Source organism: Streptomyces sp. NBC_01241, from assembly GCF_041435435.1.
In the GTDB taxonomy this organism is placed as follows: domain Bacteria; phylum Actinomycetota; class Actinomycetes; order Streptomycetales; family Streptomycetaceae; genus Streptomyces.
In genome coordinates this window covers 4700199-4722469 of record NZ_CP108494.1, presented here as the reverse complement: position 1 = coordinate 4722469, position 22271 = coordinate 4700199, and the positions used below count along the sequence as shown (strand labels likewise).

At 71.7% G+C, this 22271-nt stretch carries 16 protein-coding genes and 1 tRNA gene; 6 read left to right on the top strand and 11 right to left on the bottom strand.

The window, feature by feature from the left end; translation table 11 throughout:
- Window positions 1–37: 37 nt before the first annotated feature.
- Entirely contained in the window at window positions 38–1426 is a 1389-nt protein-coding gene (gene eccD / locus OG306_RS21140) for a type VII secretion integral membrane protein EccD (protein WP_266747638.1), read from the bottom strand.
- Between the two features lie 216 nt (window positions 1427–1642).
- On the opposite strand from eccD, the gene eccCa reads away from it, so the two are divergent.
- On the top strand, window positions 1643–5680 hold the full coding sequence (eccCa, locus tag OG306_RS21135) for a type VII secretion protein EccCa (RefSeq protein ID WP_266747637.1): 4038 nt from the start codon (window positions 1643–1645) through the stop codon (window positions 5678–5680).
- A 138-nt stretch (window positions 5681–5818) separates the two neighbouring features.
- On the opposite strand, the gene OG306_RS21130 is transcribed toward eccCa, so the two are convergent.
- From OG306_RS21130 to OG306_RS21120, 3 genes are all read right to left on the bottom strand, one after another.
- Window positions 5819–7012: a S8 family serine peptidase gene (locus OG306_RS21130; RefSeq protein WP_266747636.1), complete on the bottom strand. Its 1194-nt coding sequence runs from the start codon at window positions 7010–7012 to the stop codon at window positions 5819–5821.
- Window positions 7013–7058: 46 nt separating this feature from the next.
- Window positions 7059–10373: a right-handed parallel beta-helix repeat-containing protein gene (locus OG306_RS21125; protein WP_266747635.1), complete on the bottom strand. Its 3315-nt coding sequence runs from the start codon at window positions 10371–10373 to the stop codon at window positions 7059–7061.
- 525 nt (window positions 10374–10898) lie between these two features.
- A tRNA-Thr gene (locus tag OG306_RS21120) sits at window positions 10899–10971 on the bottom strand.
- A 403-nt stretch (window positions 10972–11374) separates the two neighbouring features.
- On the opposite strand from OG306_RS21120, the gene OG306_RS21115 reads away from it, so the two are divergent.
- The 5 genes from OG306_RS21115 to OG306_RS21095 all read left to right on the top strand — a co-directional run bounded on the left by OG306_RS21115 (window position 11375) and on the right by OG306_RS21095 (window position 15107).
- Entirely contained in the window at window positions 11375–11977 is a 603-nt protein-coding gene (locus OG306_RS21115; protein WP_266747634.1) for an RNA-guided endonuclease InsQ/TnpB family protein, read from the top strand.
- The gene (locus tag OG306_RS21110) at window positions 11974–12234 is read left to right on the top strand and encodes a zinc ribbon domain-containing protein (RefSeq protein ID WP_371665557.1); all 261 of its coding nucleotides are present in this window, start codon (window positions 11974–11976) and stop codon (window positions 12232–12234) included. Before OG306_RS21115 ends, OG306_RS21110 begins: the two co-directional genes overlap by 4 nt.
- A gap of 344 nt (window positions 12235–12578) precedes the next feature.
- Window positions 12579–13715, top strand: a complete 1137-nt coding sequence (locus OG306_RS21105; protein WP_266747632.1) for an ABC transporter ATP-binding protein — start codon at window positions 12579–12581, stop codon at window positions 13713–13715.
- 233 nt (window positions 13716–13948) lie between these two features.
- A complete protein-coding gene (locus OG306_RS21100; protein ID WP_266747631.1) occupies window positions 13949–14362 on the top strand; it encodes a hypothetical protein in 414 nt (137 codons plus the stop codon).
- 34 nt (window positions 14363–14396) lie between these two features.
- Window positions 14397–15107: a nucleotidyltransferase family protein gene (locus OG306_RS21095; protein ID WP_266747630.1), complete on the top strand. Its 711-nt coding sequence runs from the start codon at window positions 14397–14399 to the stop codon at window positions 15105–15107.
- Between the two features lie 131 nt (window positions 15108–15238).
- Here the strand turns inward: OG306_RS21095 and OG306_RS21090 are convergent, their stop codons facing one another.
- The 7 genes from OG306_RS21090 to OG306_RS21060 form a co-directional block, all read right to left on the bottom strand.
- Complete coding sequence (locus OG306_RS21090; RefSeq protein ID WP_266747629.1) at window positions 15239–16897, bottom strand: DoxX family protein; 1659 nt, start codon at window positions 16895–16897, stop codon at window positions 15239–15241.
- A gap of 166 nt (window positions 16898–17063) precedes the next feature.
- The gene (gene rlmB / locus OG306_RS21085) at window positions 17064–18020 is read right to left on the bottom strand and encodes a 23S rRNA (guanosine(2251)-2'-O)-methyltransferase RlmB (RefSeq protein ID WP_266747628.1); all 957 of its coding nucleotides are present in this window, start codon (window positions 18018–18020) and stop codon (window positions 17064–17066) included.
- An 84-nt stretch (window positions 18021–18104) separates the two neighbouring features.
- On the bottom strand, window positions 18105–19508 hold the full coding sequence (gene cysS / locus OG306_RS21080) for a cysteine--tRNA ligase (protein ID WP_266747627.1): 1404 nt from the start codon (window positions 19506–19508) through the stop codon (window positions 18105–18107).
- An 83-nt stretch (window positions 19509–19591) separates the two neighbouring features.
- Window positions 19592–19996: a PPOX class F420-dependent oxidoreductase gene (locus tag OG306_RS21075; protein ID WP_266747626.1), complete on the bottom strand. Its 405-nt coding sequence runs from the start codon at window positions 19994–19996 to the stop codon at window positions 19592–19594.
- A 161-nt stretch (window positions 19997–20157) separates the two neighbouring features.
- Window positions 20158–20661, bottom strand: coding sequence for a 2-C-methyl-D-erythritol 2,4-cyclodiphosphate synthase (ispF, locus tag OG306_RS21070; protein WP_266747625.1), 504 nt, complete (start codon window positions 20659–20661; stop codon window positions 20158–20160).
- Window positions 20651–21397 carry a 2-C-methyl-D-erythritol 4-phosphate cytidylyltransferase gene (ispD, locus tag OG306_RS21065; protein WP_266747624.1) on the bottom strand — a complete coding sequence of 249 codons (747 nt, stop codon included), beginning with the start codon at window positions 21395–21397 and terminating at the stop codon, window positions 20651–20653. The genes ispF and ispD overlap by 11 nt, the downstream gene beginning before the upstream one ends.
- A gap of 332 nt (window positions 21398–21729) precedes the next feature.
- Entirely contained in the window at window positions 21730–22212 is a 483-nt protein-coding gene (locus OG306_RS21060) for a CarD family transcriptional regulator (protein WP_006380568.1), read from the bottom strand.
- Window positions 22213–22271 lie beyond the last annotated feature (59 nt).

Genomic DNA, 22271 nt, shown 5'->3' with positions numbered 1-22271 from the left:
CGCTGCTGGTAACCGGGCGGCCGGTTCCCGGGGCCGGTCAGCCCCAGATGCCTCGCAGCGTGCCGAACACCCCGGCCAGCAGCAGCGCGAGCGGCAGCAGCACGAGTGCGGTCAGGCTGTGCAGGATGTCGGCCGCGCGGCCCCAGTACGGGACCAGCCTGCGGCCGGGCACGGTCCAGGCGGCAATCACCGTGACCGCTGCCGCGGCCGTCAGGAACCCGGTGACCTCCAGCCGGCCGGGCATGCCGGTCCCGGCCGCGTCCGTGCAGGCGGCGAGCACCAGGGCGTACGCCCCCGGCAGTGCCAGGGCCAGGCGCTGCAGGGCACCGCCGACGGTCCGGGTGTGCAGCAGCAGCAGTACGCCGAGCGCCACCGCGAGGACCGGCGCGGGCCAGCCGTCGGAGTCGGGCCCGGTGAGCAGCGCCGTCACACAACCCGCGAGGACCAGTCCGAGTGCGGCGGAGCAACCGGTGGCGTACGCGTCGGCGGACCGGGCACGCACCCGGACCCGCTCGGCCTCGAAGGGCTCGATGCCCTCCTGGAGTTCGTCGGCGCTGGACGGCAGTGGTGGGAGCCGCAGCCCCGCCAGGCGGAAGGCGAGACCCGGTACGAAACTCCCGGTGGCGACCGCGCCCACCGCGAGGTATCCGGCGGTGTGCGACAGCGGCACTCCGCCCGCGCAGACCAGGCCGCCGACCGCCGCGAACAGGGCGACGGCGAAGGCGCCGAGGAACAGTGGAGCGAACGCGCCGACCGCGGCCAGCGCGAGGACCGCGGCGCCGGCTGCCGCCGCTCCGCCCGCCAGCAACCGGGGGCCGAACACGTCCTCACCGTGCCCGGCGGTGGGCAACAGTGCTCCGGCCAGGGCCAGATGCGGCACCGCCATCAGCCCGAGAGCCGCGCCCGCCCCCGCGTCCCCGACGGCGCGCGACGCGGCCGTGGCCCCGGCGAGCAGCAGTACGGCGAGCACGGCAGCCGCGCCCGCCCGCCAGCCGGTGGGGCCGGGCAGCGCGACGGTGAACAGGGCCGCGGCCAGCCCGGCCACGGCAAGGCCGATCAGTAGCCGTCTGCTCAGCGCGGGGCGCCAGGTGTCGGGGCGGGCCCGCAGCGTCTCTCCGATGCCATCGACCAGATCGTCGAAGTCGACCTCGGGCAACGCCTCGTGACGGGCCCGCAGATACAGCGTCTCGCCGTCGCGCAACTCGAGCGACTGCGGGGTTCCCTCCTCGTCGAGCGGCGCGGCGCCCAGTCGCTGGAGGGTCCAGCCGCCGTGGGCGGCGCCCTGCTCATGCAGTTCACCGCCGGCGTACTCGACCAGGACGGGGATGAGATCGGCGAGCGGCACGTCGACCGGGACGCCCAACTCATAGGAATTTTCAGGCGCTCTTACAGCTATTCGGCACAATCCGACGGTGGTGTCGCTCACGGCGTTTCGATTCTCTCCCGTCCGTGGGTGCGGGTCGACCCGGGAACGGGGCGAACACTATCGTGAGTTCGAACCGATCATCGGATCAACCACCTGGCCAGCAATGGTGGGTGGCTGATGAAATTGCCCTGTGGCACAACGGACAACTGTTTCTTGTCCGCCCGTTGACCTGCGGGTAATTCACCTGTCTCCTTGGACCAGGAAGGCCCTGCCCTCTTGAGCACCGTCACGTTCCGGCGCCCGCCGCGCCGGCCGGGCCCGCAGCTGCCACAGGGCGAGCTGACCCTCCAGGAACCACCCGCGCTGCCCGAGTCCCAGAGCGCCATGAGCGGCGTCATCACCTATCTGCCCATGGCGCTCAGCTCGCTCGGCATGGTCCTGATCTTCATCAGGCCCGGCGAGAGCAGCGGCATCCTGATGTGGGTCGCCATCGGGATGATGCTGCTGTCCGCCGTCGGCATGCTGATCAGCCAGTTCATCCGCGCCGCCGGTGACCGCAAACGGCGGCTGCGCGGCGAACGGCGCGATTACCTGCGCTACCTCGCCACCAGCCGCCGCCGTATCCGCAAGGCCATCGACGAGCAGCGGCGCGCCGACGCCTGGCACCACCCCGAGCCCGGCTCGCTCGTCTCCCTGGCGCGCAGCGGACGGCTGTGGGAGCGCCGCACCACCCATGAGGACTTCGCCGAGATCCGGGTCGCCACCGGCACCCGTCAGCTCGCGCTCACCCTCAACCCCCTCTCCACCAAGCCCGTCGAGGACCTCGAACCGCTCTGCGCGCACGCGCTGCGCCGCTTCATCCGCGCGTACTCGACGGTGCCGGGGCAGCCGATCGCGGTCCGGCTGCGCTCCTTCGCCCGGGTGGTCCTGCTGTCCGGCGGCCCGGACACGCAGGAGGCAGTGCCCGAGGGGGCCACCGCCACCCCGGCCGAACGGAACCTGGAGGCGGCCCGCGGCGCCGCCCGCGCCGCGGTCGCCCAGCTCGCCGTCCTGCACGCCCCGGAGGACCTGGCCCTTGTGGTCGTCGCCGACGGCGGCGCGCTCCCCGGCTGGGAGTGGGTGAAGTGGCTGCCGCACGCCCAGCACCCGTCCGACACCGACGGTGCGGGCGCCGCCCGCCTCGTCGCCGAGGCCGTCTCCGAGCTGGAGCCACTGCTGGGCGAGGAGTTCGGCGGGCGTCCGCCGTTCGAGCCGGGCTCCGAGCCGAGCCGCGACGAGCCGTACACGGTCATCGTCCTGGACACCGCCGCGGTGCCCGCCGGGGCGCGCATCGCCGGGCCCGGCTACCGCAACGCCCTGGTCATCGACGTACGCGGGGCCCTCGACGCCGCCCCCGCACGCGGCACACTCCGCTTCCGGGTCACCCCCGACGACCTCTCGATGGTCACCACCGACCCGGACGGCAAGTCCTCCGAGACCTCCGTGGGCCGCCCCGAGACCCTGGGCCCGCACGCCGCCCGCGCCCTGGCCTCCGCCGTGGCCCCCTTCCGGCTGGGCATCACCGCCCGCTCCGAGCAGCCGCTCCAGGAGGACATGGAGCTGACCGGTCTGCTCGGCATCCACGATCTGCACTCCGCCGACTTCACCAAGCTGCACGAACGGCGCGCGCCCGGCGACCGACTGCGGGTCCCCATCGGTCTCGCCGCCGACGGCAGCCAGGTGACCCTGGACATCAAGGAGTCGGCGCAGGGCGGGATGGGCCCGCACGGCATGCTCATCGGCGCCACCGGATCGGGCAAGTCGGAGCTGCTGCGCACCCTGGTGCTCGGTCTCGCGCTCACCCACTCGTCCGAGACGCTCAACTTCGTACTCGTCGACTTCAAGGGCGGCGCGACCTTCCTCGGCCTCGATCGGCTGCCCCACACCTCCGCCGTCATCACCAACCTCGCCGACGAGACGGCGCTCGTGGAGCGCATGCGGGACGCCCTGCACGGTGAACTGATGCGCCGCCAGGAGCTGCTGCGCAGGGCGGGCAACTACGCCTCGGTGCTGGAGTACGAGAAGGCCCGCGAAGGCGGCGCCGACCTCGCACCGCTGCCCACCCTCTTCGTCGTCGTCGACGAGTTCAGTGAACTCCTCGCCGCCCACCGGGACTTCCTCGACCTGTTCGTCATGATCGGACGGCTCGGCCGGAGCCTCGGCGTGCATCTGCTGCTCGCCTCGCAGCGGCTCGACGAAGGCCGTATCCACCAGCTGGAGTCCCATCTCTCCTACCGGGTGGGGCTGCGGACCTTCTCCGCGATGGAGAGCCGCGGTGTGCTCGGTGTCCCGGACGCGTACGAGCTGCCTCCGCAGCCCGGAAGCGGCCTGCTGAAGAACGACGTCGGCACGCTCACCCGGTTCAAGGCCGCCTTCGTCTCCGGTCCCTACCGAGTGGTCCGCCCCGCAGTGCGCCAGGCGGTCGTCGCCGGGCAGGTCGTGCCGTTCCACGCGGGCTGGGTGCCGCCGCGGCAACTGCCGCAGACCGAGCCCGATGTGGCCACGCCGGAAGCCGGTCCGACCGAGGAGGCCGCTGCCGCCAGCCTGCTCACCATCGCCGTCGAGCGGCTGGAGAGCTCCGGCCCGCACGCCCATCAGGTGTGGCTGCCCCCGCTCACCGAGCCGCCCACGCTCGACCTGCTGCTGCCCCCGCCCGGCTCGGCGACGCCACGCCGCCCGCTCACCGTGCCGGTCGGCATCGTGGACCGGCCGTTCGACCAGCGGCGCGACGAGCTGACCGCCGACCTGTCGGGGGCGGGCGGCCACGTCGGCATCGCGGGCGGACCGCAGAGCGGCAAGAGCACCCTCGTGCGTACGCTCGTCACCGCCATCGCCCGCACCCACACCCCGCGCGAGGTGCAGTTCTACTGCCTGGACCTGGGCGGCGGCGCGCTCTCCGCGCTCTGTGGCCTCCCGCACGTCGGCGGCGTCACCGGACGCCTCGACCCGGACCGGCTGCTCCGTACCGTTGCCGAGATCACCGCGCTGATCGCTCGCCGCGAGCGGCAGTTCGCCGACCGCGGCCTGGGCTCCATGGCCGACTTCCGGCGCAAGCGCGCGGCCGGTGAGTTCGCCGACGACCCGTACGGCGACGTCTTCCTCGTCGTGGACGGCTGGAACACGATCCGCCAGGACTTCATGGACCTGGTGCCCACCTTCACCCTCATCGCGTCCCGCGGGCTCAACTTCGGCGTCCACCTGATCATCGCCGCAACCCGCTGGGGCGAGGTCGGCAGCGCCCTGCGCGACCAGCTCGGCACTCGCTTCGAACTGCGGCTCGGCGACCCGGTCGACTCCGCGATCAACATGCGGGCGGCGGCAACCGTACCGAAGATCCCCGGCCGGGGGCTCACCGACGAGCGGCTGCATTTCCTGGCCGCACTGCCCCGTATCGACGGGGACCCTTCGGTCGACACCCTCTCGGACGGCGTGGACGCGCTGGTCCGCGAGACGGCCGCCGAGTGGGACGGGCCCAAGGCCCCGCCCGTACGGATGCTGCCGCTCACCCTGCCCGCGTCCGAACTGCCCGAGCCGGACGGCGACCTGCGCGTCCCGATCGGCCTGCGGGACGTCCAACTGGACACCTTCCACCACGACTTCGAGGAGAACCCGCACCTGGTCGTGGTCGGCGACGCCGAGTCGGGCAAGACCAACCTGCTGGCCATGGTCTGCGAAGCCGTCACCCGGCGCTACGGGCCCAGCGAGGCCCGCGTCATGGTCACCGACTACCGTCGCCGCCTGGCCGGAGCCGTACCGGAGCCCTACCGCCTCGGGTACGCGGTCGGCCCGGCCCAGCTCCAGGAGATGGTCAGCGGCTCCGCCCGCGCCATGGCCGACCGGGTGCCGGGGCCGGAGATCTCACCGGAGCGGCTGAAGCGGCGCGACTGGTGGAAGGGGCCGCGGCTGTTCGTGGTCGTGGACGACTACGAGCTGATCGGCAGCGGCGGTCCCGACCCGTTCGCCCCGCTGCTTCCGTATCTCGCGCAGGGCACCGAGGTGGGTCTGCACGTGATCGTGGCTCGCAGCGCCAACGGCGCGTCCCGCTCGATGATGTCGGACCAGCTGCTGCGCCGGCTCGTCGAGGCCAACACCCCGGTCCTGCAACTGTCCTGCCCGCCCACCGAGGGCCAGATCATCGCCGGTACGAAGCCCCGTCTACTCCCGCCCGGACGCGGTCTGTACATCACGCGCCGCAACACGGTGCAGGTGCAGACGGCGCTGCGCGGTGAAGAGGCAGAGGAGGCGGAGGAGGCAGTGGGGACGGAAACGGAGTAAGCCCTCCGGGACCACAGGGCCCGGGATCCTGTGGTCCCGGCTCTGTGGTCCCGGCTCTGTGGTCCCGGCTCTGTGGTCCTCGGGGTCCCACGCTCCGCGGCTCCGGGGCCCCGTCGTTCCGGAGTCCCGAGCCCCGGATCAGACCCCGGGGCGCCAGCCCCGGCGGCGGGCGCGCGGGAGCACCACCGCGAAGAAGGCCGTCAGCGCGACGATGCCCGCCGCGCCTCCGGCCACCGCGACCGCGCCCGCATGGGCGCTGTCTCCGGTACTTGCCGCGAGCTGCGGGGCAGGACCGGGCCGCGCGGGGCGGGGTGCCGACGTGGGCAGCACGGCCGTCACCGCACCCGCCGGATCGACCGTCCCGGCACCCGTCAGCGCGCGGCTCCCGGCACCCGGGTACGCCGTCGACGTCAGCCGGTCCGTGAGCTGCTGGACGGTCAGGCCGGGACGGTATCCGTCCACCAGCGCGGCCGTACCCGCCACGAACCCGGTCGCCAGATCGGCCCCGCTGCCGCTGAAGTGCCCGGTGCCGCCCGGCCCGATGCTCATGACACTCGTGCCCGGCGCGGCGATGTCGGGGGCCGTCGCGGGCGCGGCCTTCTGGTCGGGGCCGCCCCCGGGAGCCAGCCCGGCGACAGCCAGCACACCGGGCAGCGCCGCCGGATAGGCGGCCGGGGCCGCGTCCCCCGGCGAGGTGGGACTCCCGTACGCCGGGGCCACCACGAGCACATCGTGGCTCACCGCGTCCCGTACGGCCGAGGTGAGCGAAGCACTGCCGCGGTCCAGCGCGAGGGGCACGTCCACCACCCGAGCCCCGCCGGCCACCGCGGCCCGGATCCCGGCCGCCACCCGGTCGGCGGTCACCGACCCGTCCTTGGCGGTCACCCGGACCGCCAGGATCAGTGCGTCGGGCGCGACCCCCGCGAAGCCGACTCCGGGCTTCTGCCCGGCCGCGATGATCCCCGCCACGAAGGTCCCGTGTCCGGTGCAGTCCTTCCCGGCGGTCCCGCCCGAGGCGACATCGGGCCCGGCCTTCACCCGCCCGGCGAGCGCAGGTGTCCGCGCGGCATCGACCCCGGTGTCGACCACGGCGACGGTGACACCCGCGCCCCGGGACAACGGCCAGGCCCGGGACGGCGCAATGAACCGCTGCGGCCACGGAGTGAGATCGGAGTGCTTCGTGGACGGCTTGACACAACTGCCGTCGTCGGGCGGAGCGGCGCTGACGGCGGGGAGGCTGGGACTGTCCGCGGCCTCGGCGGGGCCGGCTGCCGAAACGCTCACGAGGAGGGCGAGGGCGGCGGCCGGGAGCAGTGCGGTGCGGGGCTGCATGGCCGTGATCCTATGACCTGTTGGGCCGCCACCCCAGCCCCGTACCTCACCCGCCGGACAGGTCCGAAGGGACCACCAGGTCCTCGGGCAGCAGCATCCGCAGTTCCTGCGGCCCGGCCTCCGGCATCCTGCTCAGCCGCCCGGCCTGCCGGGTCATCATCGACTCCAGCACCCGCCGTGCGAACCGCGCGTTGCCGAAGTTCTCGTCGCGCGGTACCTCTTCGAAGTACCGGGCGAGCAACTCCACCGTCTCCGGTGCGCAGTCGTACCCGTCGCGTTCGCACTGCCGCCGGACGATCTCCACCAGATGTTCCGCCGAGTACGAGCCGAACGTCACCCGGCGCGAGAACCGCGAGCCCAGCCCGGGGTTCGACGCGAGGAAACGGTCCATCTCCCGTTCGTAGCCCGCCACCACCACCGCCGTGTCGTCCCGGTGGTCCTCCATCAGCTTCACCAGAGTGTCGACAGCCTCCTGTCCGAAGTCCGCGCCCGAACCGCCCGCCGGGGTCAGCGCGTACGCCTCGTCGACGAACAGCACCCCGCCCCGCGCCCGCGCGAAGACCTCCTGGGTGAGCTGCGCCGTGTGCCCGACGTAACGGCCCACCAGGTCGGCCCGTGCCACCTCCACCAGCTGGCCACGGGGCAACACCCCCATGGCGCCCAGCAGTTCGCCGTACAGCCGGGCCACCGAGGTTTTGCCCGTGCCGGGCGGGCCCGCGAAGACCAGGTGGTGGCCGACCGACGGCGCGGGCAGTCCGGCCGCCCGGCGTCTGCGGGCCGTCGCCAGCAGGTTGACCAGGTCCTGCACCTGCGACTTGGCTTCCTCCAGGCCGACCAGCGCGCCCAGTTCGGCCATGATCGCGTCGAGCCGGGTGGTGTCCGTGGGCTCGCCCTCACCCGCGCCGATGGCTGCCGCCGCCTGCTCGCCGACGTCCGAGGGAAGCAGCGTCGTCAGATCGTCCTCGGAGACCTCCGGCATCTCGGCGAGCCGCAGCGCCTGCCGGTCGATCAGCTCCTCGAAGACCTTGCGGGCGGCGCGCGCGTTGCCGAACGAGGCGTCCTTGTGCATCCGCCCGAAGTGCACGGCCAGCGCCCGCTCGGTGTCCTCGCCCAGCGTGTAGCGATTCTGCTCGCACTGCTTGCGCACGATGGTGATCAGCTCGGGGACCGTGTAGTTCTCGAACTCGACGGTACGGTTGAAACGCGAGGCCAGCCCGGGGTTGGACGCCAGGAAGGTGTGCATCTCGGACGAGTAGCCCGCCGCGATCACGACGACGTCGTCCCGGTGGTCCTCCATCAGCTTCACCAGGGTGTCGACCGCCTCCCGCCCGAAGTCGGCACCGGACGACCCGCCGCCCTGGGTGAGCGCGTACGCCTCGTCGATGAACAGCACACCACCCATGGCCTGTTCGAAGACCTCGGTGGTCTTCATGGCGGTGCCGCCGACCACCTTCGCGACCAGATCGGCGCGGGCCACCTCCACCAGATGCCCGGAGCGCAGCACACCCAGGGCGGCGAGGATGCTCCCGTACAGCCGCGCGACACTGGTCTTGCCGGTGCCGGGCGGGCCCGCGAACACCAGGTGGCGGGCGGTGGCCGGGACCGGGAGGCCCGCGTCGCGGCGGCGCCGGGCCAGCCGGTTGAGATTGACCAGGGTGGCGACCTGCTCCTTGACGGCACGCAGCCCGACCAGTTCGTCCAGCCGGGCGAGCGGCCCGCGCGGGTCGCCGGGGGCGCCGTCCGGGGCGTCGGCGTCGCCCGTGATGTCGGGCTCGCCGTTCTCCTCGCTGGTCAGCCGGTCGAGCACCAGCTCGCCCTCGGTGGATGTACGGCGCACACCCGCGCCCTTGTTGCCGGTGATGGTGCACCCCGCGGCGCGCACCCGCAGCCGGCTCACGGTCCGCAGCCCGTCCCCGCCGCCCGCCGTCAGGACGCATTCGGTCAGCTCGGCCGTCGCCTCCGCCCCGATGCTCGCACCATGCCGTCCGGCAGCCCGCACCCGGACCCGTACCGCCGTCAACTCGGCCTCGGAACCGTCCACTTCCAGCCCGTCGCCGCCCGGTCCTTCGACCTCGCAGTCGACCAGCATGAGGACGCCGCCCGCCAGGACCGACACCCCGGCCCGCGCGGCGGACCGTACGGCCGTGCCCTGCAGAGCCGGTCGGGCGCCGTCGACCCGGACCCCGCAGCCGCCCGCCGCGGTCACCGCGGACGCCTCGATCTTCCCGCGCGCCCCGCCGCGCAGCTCGATGCCGTGCCCGCCGGTGTCCGTCACCTCGACCCGCCGCAGCACCGGGTCGGCGCCCTCCGCGACGACGATGCCGTGCCCCGCGACGGCGGTCACGGTGACCCGGTCGAGGCGGGCGGTGCAGCCGCCGGTGAGGAGGACGCCGTCCGCCGCGCCATCGACGATCTCCGTACGGAGCACGGTCGTCGACGATCCGTCCTGCACGAGCAGCCCGGCCGAACGGGCCCCGCTGATCCGCGCATCGACGACCGTGCCCCGGGAGCGCCCGGTGACGGCGATGCCGTGACCGCCCGGACGGTCGATCCGGATCCGGTTCAGCTCGGGGTCGGTCGCGCCGGAGAGGGTGACGCCGTGGGTCGTGGAGCCGATGGCCGCGCAGTCGGTCAGTACCGTCTGCGCGGCCGTCGATATGTGGAAGCCGATCACACAGTCCTCGACCCGTACATCGGTGAACCGCGTCGTGGCGTTCTCCTCCACGGCGACACCGGGCTTCACGGTCCGCTCCACCGTGACGTCCGTGAAGCTGCCGCGCGCCCGCCCGTTGGCGAGTACGCCGTTGCCCCCGGCGTCCCGCACGGTGCAGCCGCGCACCTCGGTGGACGCGTCCTCGCCGAGCACGATCCCCGAACTGCCCAGCCGCTGCAGGACGCAGTGCTCGACGACGCTGGTCCGCGACGACAGGTCCACGATCCCGGCGCCCGCCGGATTGCTGACGGTGGTGTCGCGGATGGCGAGCGAACCCTCGTCGCGCGAGAGCACCGCGGCCCAGGAGTTGCCGTACACCTCGCAGTCCTCCAAGGCGGCCTGACCGCGCGGCACGTCCACCACCGGTTCGTCCTCGTCCCCGCCCCCGCCCGCCATCAGCCGCAGCCCGGAGAGCTTGACGGCCTCCGCGAGCACCTGCACCGCGCTGCCGCTGCGCGGTGCGATCTCGACCGCGGAACCCGGCTCGTGGGCGACGACCGTGACCAGCTTCGTCACCACGAGGTTCTCCTCGTACCGCCCGGCCCTGACGCTGATCACCGAGCCCCCGCGCGCCGCGGTCAGCGCCTCGCCGATGGTGCGGTGGTCGCCCGACCCTGCCGGGTCAACGACGATCAGATGGCGCGCCACAGCGGCTCCCTCGTGCTCGGTAATCCGGTGGGCCGACGGCCGACCGACCGGACCCATCATGCCAAGGCATCTCCGGCCGGTGGGGCGCCGGACCTGCACCGCCTGCCCACCGTCAACCACCCTGCTGACGGCTCGGACCACTGACCGAGGGAGCGCCATGGCAACCGCCCAGGAGATGCCCGACATTCTCTCGCCGGAGTTCGCGGAGACGGGCCCGGACACACCACGTACCGAAGGCCGACCGGCCGTGACGGGAGCCGGCGGCGCCTTCGGGGCACGCCTCGGCACGACGGGGCCCGTACCGGGCGAGCAGCCCAACGCCACGGCAGGCTCCGGCCGGTCCGCCCCGGCCCAACCGAAAAGCCAGAGATCCCGCCCAGCGTCTCCACAAGCATGGGGAGGGGTGTCGCACCCATGAAGTCCCAAGAGCGCAGAGCAGCACCGCGAGAGCAACCGGAGGGGCGAGCGCCTCGACCAGGAGGCAAAAAAAATCCCAGGCCAGCAAGGCGCTGACCTGGGAACTTGAGCCGCCTGTCGGAATCGAACCGACGACCTGAACATTACAAGTATCCTGCTCTGCCAACTGAGCTAAGGCGGCACCGCGCACGCCAAAGCCGCGCGCGCAAGTTCCCTCACTCTACACAGCCGCTCGCGCTCCGATCCACGAAGTTCCGCTGAGACCGTGACCATCCGAGCACCCGTGCGTTAAGAGGACTGACGCACTGTTCCGCATATCGGACAGTCGGGTTGGGGAGAAGCCGTGACAAACGCTACGGAAGAGCCGATACGAGTAACGGGCGACGAGGCCAAGCGCATCAAGCGCGAGGCCCTCGGCATTGCCGACCGTAAGAAGCACCACGGTCGGGCGTCGACCGCGATGAAGAGCCGGGCCAAGGAGCCAGGCACGCAGCAGCGGGTGTACCGCTACCGCTTATTCGGCGACCTACGTCCGGACGGGCTTCCGGTGGGTGGAGGACCCGGAGCGGCCCGGGACGGGTCTGGTGACACTGGCCAAGCAGTCGGAGCCGTTGGATGTGCGATGGTCGCGTCCGCTGCCGGCCGGAGTCGAGCCGGTGAAACTGTCGGTGACGCGGGACCGGGCGGGACGCTATTTCGTCTCGGTGCTGGTGGAGGAGCGGATCCAGCCCTTGCCTGCGGTGTTTGTGCCGGATGGACGCGCACCGAAGGCAGTGGGGATCGATCTGGGTCTGGCGGCATTGGTGACGTTGGACGACGACACGAAGGTGGACCATCCGCGGCTGCTCAGGAAGTACGAGAAGGAGCTGGCGCGGCTGCAGCGGGGGCTGCATCGCAAGAAAAGGGGCTCGAAGAACCGGGCGAAAGCCCGGGAGCGTATTGCTCGGCTGTATGCGCTGATCAGCGATGTACGCAGGGACATGCTGAACCAGTTGACCACCCGCCTCGTGCGCGAGAACCAAGTGCTTGTGGTGGAGGATCTGGCCATTGCGAATCTGTTGCGGTCGTCGGCCGGGAAGGGGCGTCGGCGGAAGGCCCGCCTGAGCCAGTCGATCATCGATGCGGCGTGGGTGAGCTGCTGCGGCAGCTGCGTTACAAGTGCGCGTGGTACAGGCGGACGCTGGTGATCGTGGACCGGTTCTTTCCGTCGACGCGCCGGTGCTCGGCCTGCCATGCGAAGGGCCCGTCACTCGATGTGTCGGTGCGGGAGTGGACGTGCGCGGAGTGCGGTGTGGCGCACGATCGGGATGTGAATGCGGCGCGCAATCTCCGGGATGAGGGGATGAGGCTGTACTGGCTGGTGGCTTCGGCGCTGCCGCCGGGGCGGGTGTCGCCGCCGGTGATCAAAGCGTCGGAGCTGGCAGACGTGCTGCTGGCTGCGTAAGAGGTGGTTCGGACCGACGGGCCGTCGGCCGTCCTGCCTGTGGAGCCCATGTAAGACCGGTCGGGCGCGCCTCTCAGGGGTGTGTCGGGGCGGCGGTGGGCGTTGAAGCAGGAAGTGCCACGTGTGGGCATCGGGCCAAAATCCGGTGCTCTGCCCAGGGCGCAGGGTCAAAAGTGGGGTGCTCTGCCAGTTCACCGTTACGGATAGGAAATTTCGCGTCCCCCGAACTACTGACAGATTTCAAGTGGCCAGGTAGCGTCGCTGAGGATTCACCCAAGTGGACCAGACCACTCCCTTACTCGGATCGTCCGGCACGTTCCTGCCGGTGGAGGAGAAGATTCAGCATGGCCAGTGTCACGTTCGACAAGGCGTCCCGCGTCTACCCCGGCTCCACCAAGCCGGCCGTGGACCAGCTCGAGATCGACATCGCGGACGGTGAGTTCCTCGTCCTCGTCGGTCCTTCCGGTTGTGGCAAGTCGACCTCCCTGCGCATGCTCGCGGGTCTTGAGGACGTCAACGGCGGTGCGATCCGCATCGGTGACCGCGACGTCACGCACCTGCCCCCGAAGGACCGGGACATCGCCATGGTGTTCCAGAACTACGCGCTCTACCCGCACATGACCGTCGCGGACAACATGGGCTTCGCGCTCAAGATCGCCGGCGTGAACAAGACGGCGATCCGGGCGAAGGTCGAAGAGGCCGCCAAGATGCTGGACCTCACCGAGTACCTGGACCGCAAGCCGAAGGCGCTCTCCGGTGGTCAGCGTCAGCGTGTCGCGATGGGCCGCGCCATCGTGCGTGAGCCGCAGGTCTTCCTCATGGACGAGCCGCTGTCGAACCTCGACGCCAAGCTGCGTGTCTCCACCCGTACGCAGATCGCCTCGCTCCAGCGCCGTCTGGGCATCACGACCGTGTACGTCACGCACGACCAGGTCGAGGCCCTGACCATGGGTGACCGTGTCGCGGTCCTCAAGGACGGTCTGCTCCAGCAGGTCGACTCGCCGCGCAACATGTACGACAAGCCGGCGAACCTCTTCGTGGCCGGCTTCATCGGCTCCCCGGCCATGAACCTGGTCGAGGTCCCGATCACCGACGGTGGCGTGAAGTTCGGCAACAGCGTCGTCCCGGTCTCCCGCGAGGCGCTCTCCGCCGCCGCGGAAAAGGGCGACACGACCGTCACGGTCGGCATCCGCCCCGAGCACTTCGACATCGTCGAGCACGGCGGCGCCGCCGCGAAGTCCCTCTCGAAGGACAGCGCCGACGCCCCGGCCGGTCTGGCCGTCTCGGTCAACGTCGTCGAGGAGCTCGGCGCCGACGGCTTCGTCTACGGCTCCGCGCGGGTCGGCAGCGAGGACAAGGACCTGGTCGTCCGCGTCGGCGGCCGCGCCGTTCCGGAGAAGGGCACCAAGCTGCACGTCGTGCCGCGTCCGGACGAGCTGCACGTCTTCTCCACCTCGACGGGCGAGCGTCTCACCGACTGACGTCCCGCACCCCGCGTGCACACGCATCGCAGCGGCCCCGCACGTTCTTCGTGCGGGGCCGTTCGCGCGCCGCACGGCATGTCCGGGTTTGAATCCGTACGGCGCCGGATTCCTCGGCACACCGGGCATTTCACCGCGGTCCGTCAACACGCGATTCGAAAAGCACTCTCGAACCATCCCCCGCAAGGGTGACGAAATGTCGCCAAATCATCACTGCCCGCTACGCTCGCTGCGTGACCCACACCGCTCGCCGCATCGGCCGATCCCTCGCTTTCGTACTGCCCGTCGTGATGGTCCTCTCCGGGACCCTCGCCGTCACCAGCGTGCCGTGGGCAGCGCACAACTCCGAGTCCCGGGTCCTGGCCGCGTCGGCTCAGGACGTATCGGAGCGCGCCAAGGCACGCACCCCGCAGGACGTCCTGCGGGACCGGCTGCTGCTGGAGCTCCGGGCGAAGGACCCGGGTGTCGCGCTGACGGACCTGCAGCGTTCCGTCGAGGCCCGTCCCTCGCTCGCCCGGCACTGCATGTCGATCGCGAGGGCGCTGGGCCGTGCGGCGGTCGAGCAGTACGGTCCGACGCGCGCCCACCGGTTCTCGCGTCCCGTCTGCGACACGTCGTTCGCCTCGGGCGTCGCCCAGTTCAGCTGACCGGCCGGTCCGGGCACGGCATATCGTGCCTGGCATGCATACGTATCCGACGCAGGCCGTGATCCTGGCAGGTGGCCAGGGATCACGGCTGCGCCCGTACACCGACGACCGCCCCAAGCCGATGGTCGAGATCCCGGGCACCGGGACTCCGATCATCGGCCATCAGCTTTCCTGGCTGGCCGCCGAGGGCGTGACCGACGCCGTGGTGTCGTGCGGTCATCTGGCCGAGGTGCTGCAGGAGTGGCTGGCCTCGGCGGTGCTGCCGCTGCGCGTGACGACCGTCGTGGAGTCCGAGCCCCTGGGCCGCGGTGGCGGGCTGAAGTACGCCGCCGCCCGGCTGCCCGATCCGGGCGAGCCCTGGTACGCCACCAACGGCGACATCTGGACGCGCTTCTCGCTGCGCGAGATGGCCGCGTTCCACGCCGAGCGCGACGCCACCGCCACCCTGGCCCTGGCCCGTCCCCGGATCCCGTGGGGTGCCGTGGAGACGGACGCGTTCGGGCACATCACCGACTTCATCGAGTCGCCGCCGTCCCCGTATCTGATCAACGCCGGTGTGTACGTCTTCTCGCCGACGTTCACGACGCTGCTGCCGGACCGGGGCGACCACGAGCGGACGACGTTCCCGCGGCTGGCCCGCGAGCGCAGGCTGGCCGGGTACCCGTTGCCGCACGGGGCGTACTGGCGGGCCATCGACACGGCGAAGGACCTGACCGAGGCTGCCAAGGAGCTCGACGGGCACTAGAAGTAGCAGTCTGAAGTAGCAGTCGGAAGTAGCAGTTGCAGTAGCGAGAGCCCCGGCAGACGCACGCGACGAAGGGGCGGCCATCGGATACGTGTCCGGTGACCGCCCCTTCGTCGTGTGCCGACCCGGCCTCAGCCGAGCAGGCCGCCGATGGGGTTCTGCCCGCCGCCGGAGGAACCCCCGGAGGAACCTCCGGAGGAGCCGCCGGAAGAGCCGCCGGAGGAACCGCCGCCGTTGTCCGTACCGCCGCCGCCCGTGGGGCCACCGCCGGTGCCGGTGGAGCCGGAGGAGCTGGGGCCGGAACTGCTGAAGGACGGGGGCTGCCGCGGGGTCGTGCGCTGCGGGGGCTGCTGGACGGTGCCCTGGGTCTGGCTGGGCTGTCCCGCACCGGCCCCCGCCTGGCCCGACTCGCGGACGGAGCCCGCGGCGGGCGTGGCCTCCTTGGCGGAGGGGGAGCCGGCGGCATCGCTGCGGGAGGGCGCGGGACGCTGCCCGGCGGGCGCGTGGGAGGCCCGGCCGCTGCGGGACTCCTGCGGGAGCGGGGAGCCGGGCAGCTGGTTGGTCGGGTTGCCGTTCGGGCCGGGCACGGTGACGACCTCGGAGGAGCGGACCGCGCCACCGAGCATGGAGCCCACGAGCAGGGTGAGGCCGACGACGACGGTCGCGACGACGGCGCCCCGCCGGAGCACCCGGCGGCGCAGGTCCCAGATCGCCGAGCGCGGGCCGAGCCTGCGCCATGCCTCACCGGCGAGGCGTCCGTCGACGGAGTAGACGGGGGCGCCCGCGATGATCAGCGGGCTCCAGGCGGCGAGGTAGATGATGTCCGGCGCGTCGTAGGCGGCGACGGCGCGCCAGCTGACGGTGACCAGCAGGACGGCGGAGAGGAGGGTGCCGAAGGAGGCGGCGACCCGCTGCCAGAGGCCGAGGACGGTGAGGATGCCGACGACGACCTGGAGGAAGGCGACGGTCAGCCCGGCGCCGACGGGGTGCGAGAGCGCGAAGTCGCGCAGCGGCTCGGCCAGTGTCCAGGGGTGCAGCGAGGTCAGCCACTTGACCATCGAGCCGCGCTCGCCGCCGTCGAAGTAGACGGGGTCGCACAGCTTGCCCATGCCGGCGTAGATCGAGATGAAGCCGAGGAAGACCCGCAGGGGCAGCAGCACGACGCCGAGGTTCATCCGGTGGCCGGGGTAGTACGCGTGCCGCACGGAGTCGTTGCCGTGGCGCGGGCCCCGGGCCTCGGCGCCGTCGCCGTAGTCGTCCTCGTCGTACGCGTCGTCCCGGTCGTGGGCGCCCCGGCCGTACGGTCCGGTGTCGACGGGGTCGTAGGCGCCGACCGCCCGGCGCATGGGCGGCAGCAGGGGGCCGTTGCCGTGGCGGCCCGGCCGGCGGGGCGCGGTGATAACGGGGTTGGGCCGGGTCTCTTCGAGGCGCTCGATGACCTGGGTGCCGCCCGTGCCGAGCCCGCCGTCGAACTCGTGTCCCGTGTGGGCGGGTTGGGGCGCATACGGGTCGTAGGGGTCATGCGCGGTGGCCGGGCGGCCCGCGGTGGAGTTCCGTACGGCCTGCAGGAGTCCGGTGGCGCCGGGGTCGCCGGGGGCGGACCTGCCGCTCCATACGACGGGCGAGCGCCTGCCGCGCGCCGCTCCGGTGCCGCCGCTCATGGCGGGGATCCTGGGCACGCCGACGGAGGCCAGACCGCGCAGCCGCGCGCGCTGGCCGGGGGCGAGCCGCACCCGGAAGCTGGCGTGGTTGACGATGACCTGCGCGGGGTCGCAGTCCACCTTGGTCATGCTCAGGGCGGGTTGTTCGTCGAACCGAGGCGTTCTGGTGTCCACACTCATCTAACCGTGTGATGTGTGTTTAGGACACTGCCTTGACGGGCCCGAAGTGTCCGAGGCCCGTCAATGGCCTCCGGCAGGGGGCGCCCCGGTCGGCCGCCCCCCGTCCGGGTGTACGTCAGGCCCGGCGCCGGGCGACCTCGTAGAGGACGATCCCGGCCGCGACACCCGCGTTCAGCGACTCCGCGCCGCCCGGCATCGAGATGCGGACCTGGTAGTCGCAGGTCTCGCCGACGAGGCGGCCGAGGCCCTTGCCCTCGCTGCCGATGACGATGACGACGGGACCGGCGAGTGCCTCCAGGTCCTCGACGGTGTGCTCGCCGTCCGCGGCGAGGCCGACGACGGTGATGCCGGCCTTCTGGTAGCCCTCCAGGGCGCGGGTCAGGTTCGTCACCCGGGAGACCGGCGTGCGGGCGGCCGTGCCCGCGGAGGACTTCCAGGCGCCCGCCGTCATTCCGGCCGCGCGCCGCTCCGGCACGACCACGCCGTGGCCGCCGAACGCGGAGACGGAGCGGACGATCGCGCCCAGGTTGCGCGGGTCGGTGACGCCGTCGAGGGCGACGATCAAGGGGTCCTCGCCCTTGTCGTACGCGGCGGCGGTGAGGTCCTCCGGGTGCGCGTACTCGTACGGCGGGACCTGGAGGACGAGGCCCTGGTGGTTCAGGCCGTTCGTCATCCGGTCCAGCTCGGGGCGCGGGGCCTCCATCAGGTTGATGTTGCCGCGCTCACCGGCGAGCTGGAGCGCCTCGCGGACCCGCTCGTCGTTGTCGATGTACTGCTGGACGTACAGGGTCGTCGCCGGGACGCCGTCGCGCAGAGCCTCGTAGACCGGGTTGCGGCCGACGACCATCTCGGACGTGCCCTTGGCGCCGCCGCGCCGGGGGGCGGGGCGGCGGGCCGCGGCCTGCTTGGCCTGGGCGTTGGCGACGCGGTTCTTCTTGTGTCCCTTGCGGGCGGAGGCGGGCGGCGTCGGGCCCTTGCCTTCGAGGCCACGGCGTCGCTGCCCACCGCTGCCGACCTGCGCGCCCTTCTTGTTGGACGTGCGGCGGTTCCTGCGCTGGCTGTTCCCGGCCATGACCTACCTGTTTCGTTGCTTCTCAGACGTGCGTACGTATAAGTGAAGTGTGCCGCCCGGATCGCCGGGCGGCACATGGGGGGACTACTGGCGCGGGCCGAGTGTCCACCGTGGTCCGGCCGGGCTGTCCTCGATGACGAGCCCGGACTGGTTGAGCTGGTCGCGGATGGCGTCGGCGGCGGGCCAGTCCTTGCGTTCGCGGGCCGACTGCCGCTGGTCCAGGACGAGGCGTACGAGCGTGTCGACGACGCCGTGCAGATCGTCGCCGCGGTCGCTCTCGCCCGCCCAGTGTTCGTCGAGCGGGTCGAGGCCGAGGACACCGAGCATCGCACGGACCTCCGCGAGCCGGGCGACGGCGGCTTCCTTGTCGTCGGCGGCGAGTGCGGAGTTGCCCTGGCGGACGGTGGTGTGGACGATCGCGAGCGCCTGCGGGACGCCCAGGTCGTCGTCCATCGCCTCGGCGAACGCGGGCGGCACCTCGGTGGCGGGCTCGACCGTCTCGCCCGCCTTCTCGGAGACGCGCTGTATGAAGCCCTCGATCCGCGCGAACGCGGACTCGGCCTCGCGCAGGGCCTCCTCGCTGTACTCGATCATCGACCGGTAGTGCGGGGTGCCGAGGTAGTAGCGCAGCACGATGGGGCGCCAGTGCTTGACCATCTCGCCGACCAGCACGGAGTTGCCGAGCGACTTCGACATCTTCTCGCCGGACATGGTGACCCAGCCGTTGTGCACCCAGTACTTGGCGAACTCGTCGCCGTACGCCTTGGCCTGGGCGATCTCGTTCTCGTGGTGCGGGAAGATCAGGTCGATGCCGCCGCCGTGGATGTCGAAGGCGGTGCCGAGGTACTTGTGGGCCATGGCGGAGCACTCCAGGTGCCAGCCGGGCCGGCCGCGGCCCCACGGGGTCTCCCAGCTGGGCTCGCCGGGCTTGGTCGCCTTCCACATCGCGAAGTCGCGCTGGTCGCGCTTGCCGGTCTCGCCCTCGCCGGACGGCTGGCGCAGATCGTCCAGGTCCTGGTTGGAGAGCTCCAGGTAGCCGGGGAAGGAGCGCACGTCGAAGTAGACGTTGCCGTCGGCGGCGTAGGCGTGACCGCGTTCGATCAGGCCGCGCATCATCTCGATCATCTCGGGGATGTGGCCGGTCGCGCGCGGTTCGTAGGTGACCGGGAGGCAGCCGAGTGCGTCGTATCCGGCGTTGAACGCGCGCTCGTTCTCGTACCCGATGGCCCACCACGGGCGGCCCTGCTCGGCCGACTTCGCGATGATCTTGTCGTCGATGTCGGTGACGTTCCGGACGAACGTGACGTCGTAGCCGCGGTACTCGAACCAGCGGCGCATGATGTCGAAGTTCAGCCCGGACCGGATGTGCCCGATGTGCGGGGCGGCCTGGACGGTAGCGCCACAGAGGTAGATCGAGACACAGCCCGCTGTGAGCGGGACGAAATCACGGATCTGCCGGGCGCTGGTGTCGTACAGGCGAATAGTCACGTCTCAAGGGTAGTGGGCGCGCACCAGTGCCCCGCGACCCCTTGGGGATCGCGGGGAAAAGTTCGGGGACGCCGGGCACCCTCCTAGATGCGTCCGACGACCTTGCGGGGCGTGATGCGGACGACGACGCGCTCGTCGTCGTCCCCGGCCGTGGGGTTGAATTCCGCGTACTTCTTGCCGGTGTACTTCACGGACAGCTCGTCGATGAGCGCCTGGCCGCCCTCGGTGGTGAGTGTGGCGGTGCCGCGGATCTCGGCGTACGTGTACGGGGCGTCGAAGGGCTGTACGACGACGGAGACACGCGGGTCGCGGCTCAGGTTCTGCTCCTTGCGGCGGCCGACCGTCGTCGAGATGAGCAGGTCGTCGCCGTCCCGCTTCACCCATACCGGGGAGACCTGCGGGGAGCCGTCGGGCTGGATGGTGGCGACGGTGACGAAGACGGGCGTGCCGAGAAGCGCCTTGAGTTCTGCGGAGAGTGCGGCGGTCATGGCGTACGTCCTCCAGTTGGCATCGGTGGTGCTCCTACCCGTACGACAACCCCGCGTCACGGCTTCCGCTTCCCGTTCCTGCCCCCGTCGCGTTCTTCGCGGTCCGCGGCAGCGCGGGGCGACGGCGTCGGGGCGTGAGCACGGCAGCGGCAGCGCGGCGGTCAGCCGGTGCGGTAGACCAATGCGGTCGCGATCCCGGCGAGGCCCTCGGCCCGTCCGGTGAAGCCGAGGCCGTCGGAGGTGGCGGCGGAGAGCGAGACGGGCGCGCCCACGGCGGCCGACAGCACCCGCTGCGCTTCGTCGCGCCGCTTGCCGATCTTCGGCCGCACGCCGACGACCTGCACGGCGACATTGCCGATCTCGAAGCCCTCGGCCCGCACGATCCGCGCCGCCTCGGTCAGCAGGGTGACCCCGGCGGCGCCGGACCACTCGGGCCGCCCGGTGCCGAAGTGCTGGCCGAGGTCGCCGAGCCCGGCGGCGGAGAAGAGCGCGTTGCACGCGGCGTGCGCGACGACATCGGCGTCGGAGTGCCCGGCCAGACCGGGGCCCTCGCCCTCCCACAGCAGCCCCGCGCACCACAGTTCGCGGCCCTCTTCGAAGGCGTGGATGTCCGTGCCGATCCCGACGAGCGGGATCACGGGCCCGGTCCGTTCCTCAGAAGCCATCGTTCGCCCTCCTGCGTGCGAGTACCGCCTCGGCCAGCACCAGATCCAGCGGCCGGGTCACCTTGAACGCCTCTTCGTGCCCGGGTACGACCACGACCGGCGCCCCGAGCCGCTCCACCATGCCCGCGTCGTCCGTGGCGCCCTCGCCGCTGACCGCGACGGTCTCGTGCGCGCGCACCAGCGTGTCGCGGTCGAAGCCCTGCGGGGTCTGTACGGCGCGCAGCCTTGCCCGCACGGGCGTGCCGAGCACCGGCTCCGGCTCCCCCGGCGCCCCCGGCTCGACCTCCTTGACGGTGTCGGCGAGCGGCAGCGCGGGCACGACGGCGGGCGCGCCGTCCCGTACCGCCTCGATCACCGCGTCCACGGTGTCGACGGGCACCAGCGGGCGCGCCGCGTCGTGGACGAGGACGGTGGTGATGCCCTCGGGCAGGGCGTCGAGGCCGAGCCGTACCGACTCCTGGCGGGTCTCACCACCGGGCACCACGAGGTAGTCGGTGCGCTCGGGCAGGGCGTGCTCGTCGAGCAGGTTCTTGACCTCGGGGGCGCCGTCCGGCGGCGCCACGACGACAACCAGGGAAACGGAACGGGACGCGGCCATGGCCCGTACCGCATGGATGAGCATGGGCGTCCCGCCCAGCGCACGGAGCGCCTTGGGGGCGCCCGGGCCGAGCCGCACGCCGCGGCCGGCCGCGGGGATCACGGCGGCTGTGCGGTACGGACGCGATTGATCAGACATCGGTTGCACTCCGAAGCTTCGGCATGTTTGTTTCCACGGCCGACATGGGTATGGCCACAAGCGAGCCGGGCGCCACGCCATGACTCGACCGGGCCCTTTCCGTGACACCCGGTCGACGACGGACACGCCGCACCGGCCGCTCGGGATCGGCTGCGCAAGATCGCGAGCAACGTATCCGGGGGATTGCCGATGAAGCCAACGCATCGGTGAGTCGGGGCGAAATCCGGCCATGCCGTGGCCGAATCCAACATGCCGCAGCGCCCGACAACATCCCGTGAATACGGTTGTCAGCGGGCACCGCGGCACATTATTTACGGTCGGCGTGAGCCGGTTCAGGACGCGAGTACCTCGTCGAGCAGAGCCTCGGCCTTGTCCTCGTTCGTGTTCTCCGCGAGAGCGAGCTCGCTCACCAGAATCTGGCGAGCCTTGGCGAGCATCCGCTTCTCACCTGCGGAGAGTCCGCGCTCGCGCTCACGACGCCACAGGTCGCGAACCACTTCGGCGACCTTGATGACATCGCCGGAGGCGAGCTTCTCCAGATTTGCCTTGTAGCGCCGGGACCAGTTCGTCGGCTCTTCGGCATACGGTGCGCGCAGCACTTCGAAGACCCGGTCCAGCCCCTCCTGCCCGACCACATCGCGTACGCCCACGAACTCCGCATTGTCCGCCGGCACACGAACCGTCAAGTCGCCCTGGGCGACCTTGAGCACCAAGTAGGTCTTGTCCACGCCTTTGATCTGGCGAGTTTCGATAGCCTCGATCAGCGCGGCCCCGTGATGGGGATAGACCACGGTGTCGCCAACCTTGAACGTCATGTGACAGGTACCCCTTCCGTGGCTATCAAGAGTAACACGAGAACAGCTTCTCCTGAATG

Bases quoted from the DNA above. Each gene is read 5' to 3' on its own strand.
- OG306_RS21060 (WP_006380568.1), bottom strand. From the start codon at position 22,212: ATGACGTTCAAGGTTGGCGACACCGTGGTCTATCCCCATCACGGGGCC.
- ispD (WP_266747624.1), bottom strand. From the start codon at position 21,397: ATGTCTGATCAATCGCGTCCGTACCGCACAGCCGCCGTGATCCCCGCG.
- OG306_RS21095 (WP_266747630.1), top strand. From the start codon at position 14,397: ATGCATACGTATCCGACGCAGGCCGTGATCCTGGCAGGTGGCCAGGGA.
- OG306_RS21105 (WP_266747632.1), top strand. From the start codon at position 12,579: ATGGCCAGTGTCACGTTCGACAAGGCGTCCCGCGTCTACCCCGGCTCC.
- rlmB (WP_266747628.1), bottom strand. From the start codon at position 18,020: ATGGCCGGGAACAGCCAGCGCAGGAACCGCCGCACGTCCAACAAGAAG.
- OG306_RS21090 (WP_266747629.1), bottom strand. From the start codon at position 16,897: ATGACCAAGGTGGACTGCGACCCCGCGCAGGTCATCGTCAACCACGCC.
- OG306_RS21075 (WP_266747626.1), bottom strand. From the start codon at position 19,996: ATGACCGCCGCACTCTCCGCAGAACTCAAGGCGCTTCTCGGCACGCCC.
- OG306_RS21130 (WP_266747636.1), bottom strand. From the start codon at position 7,012: ATGCAGCCCCGCACCGCACTGCTCCCGGCCGCCGCCCTCGCCCTCCTC.
- ispF (WP_266747625.1), bottom strand. From the start codon at position 20,661: ATGGCTTCTGAGGAACGGACCGGGCCCGTGATCCCGCTCGTCGGGATC.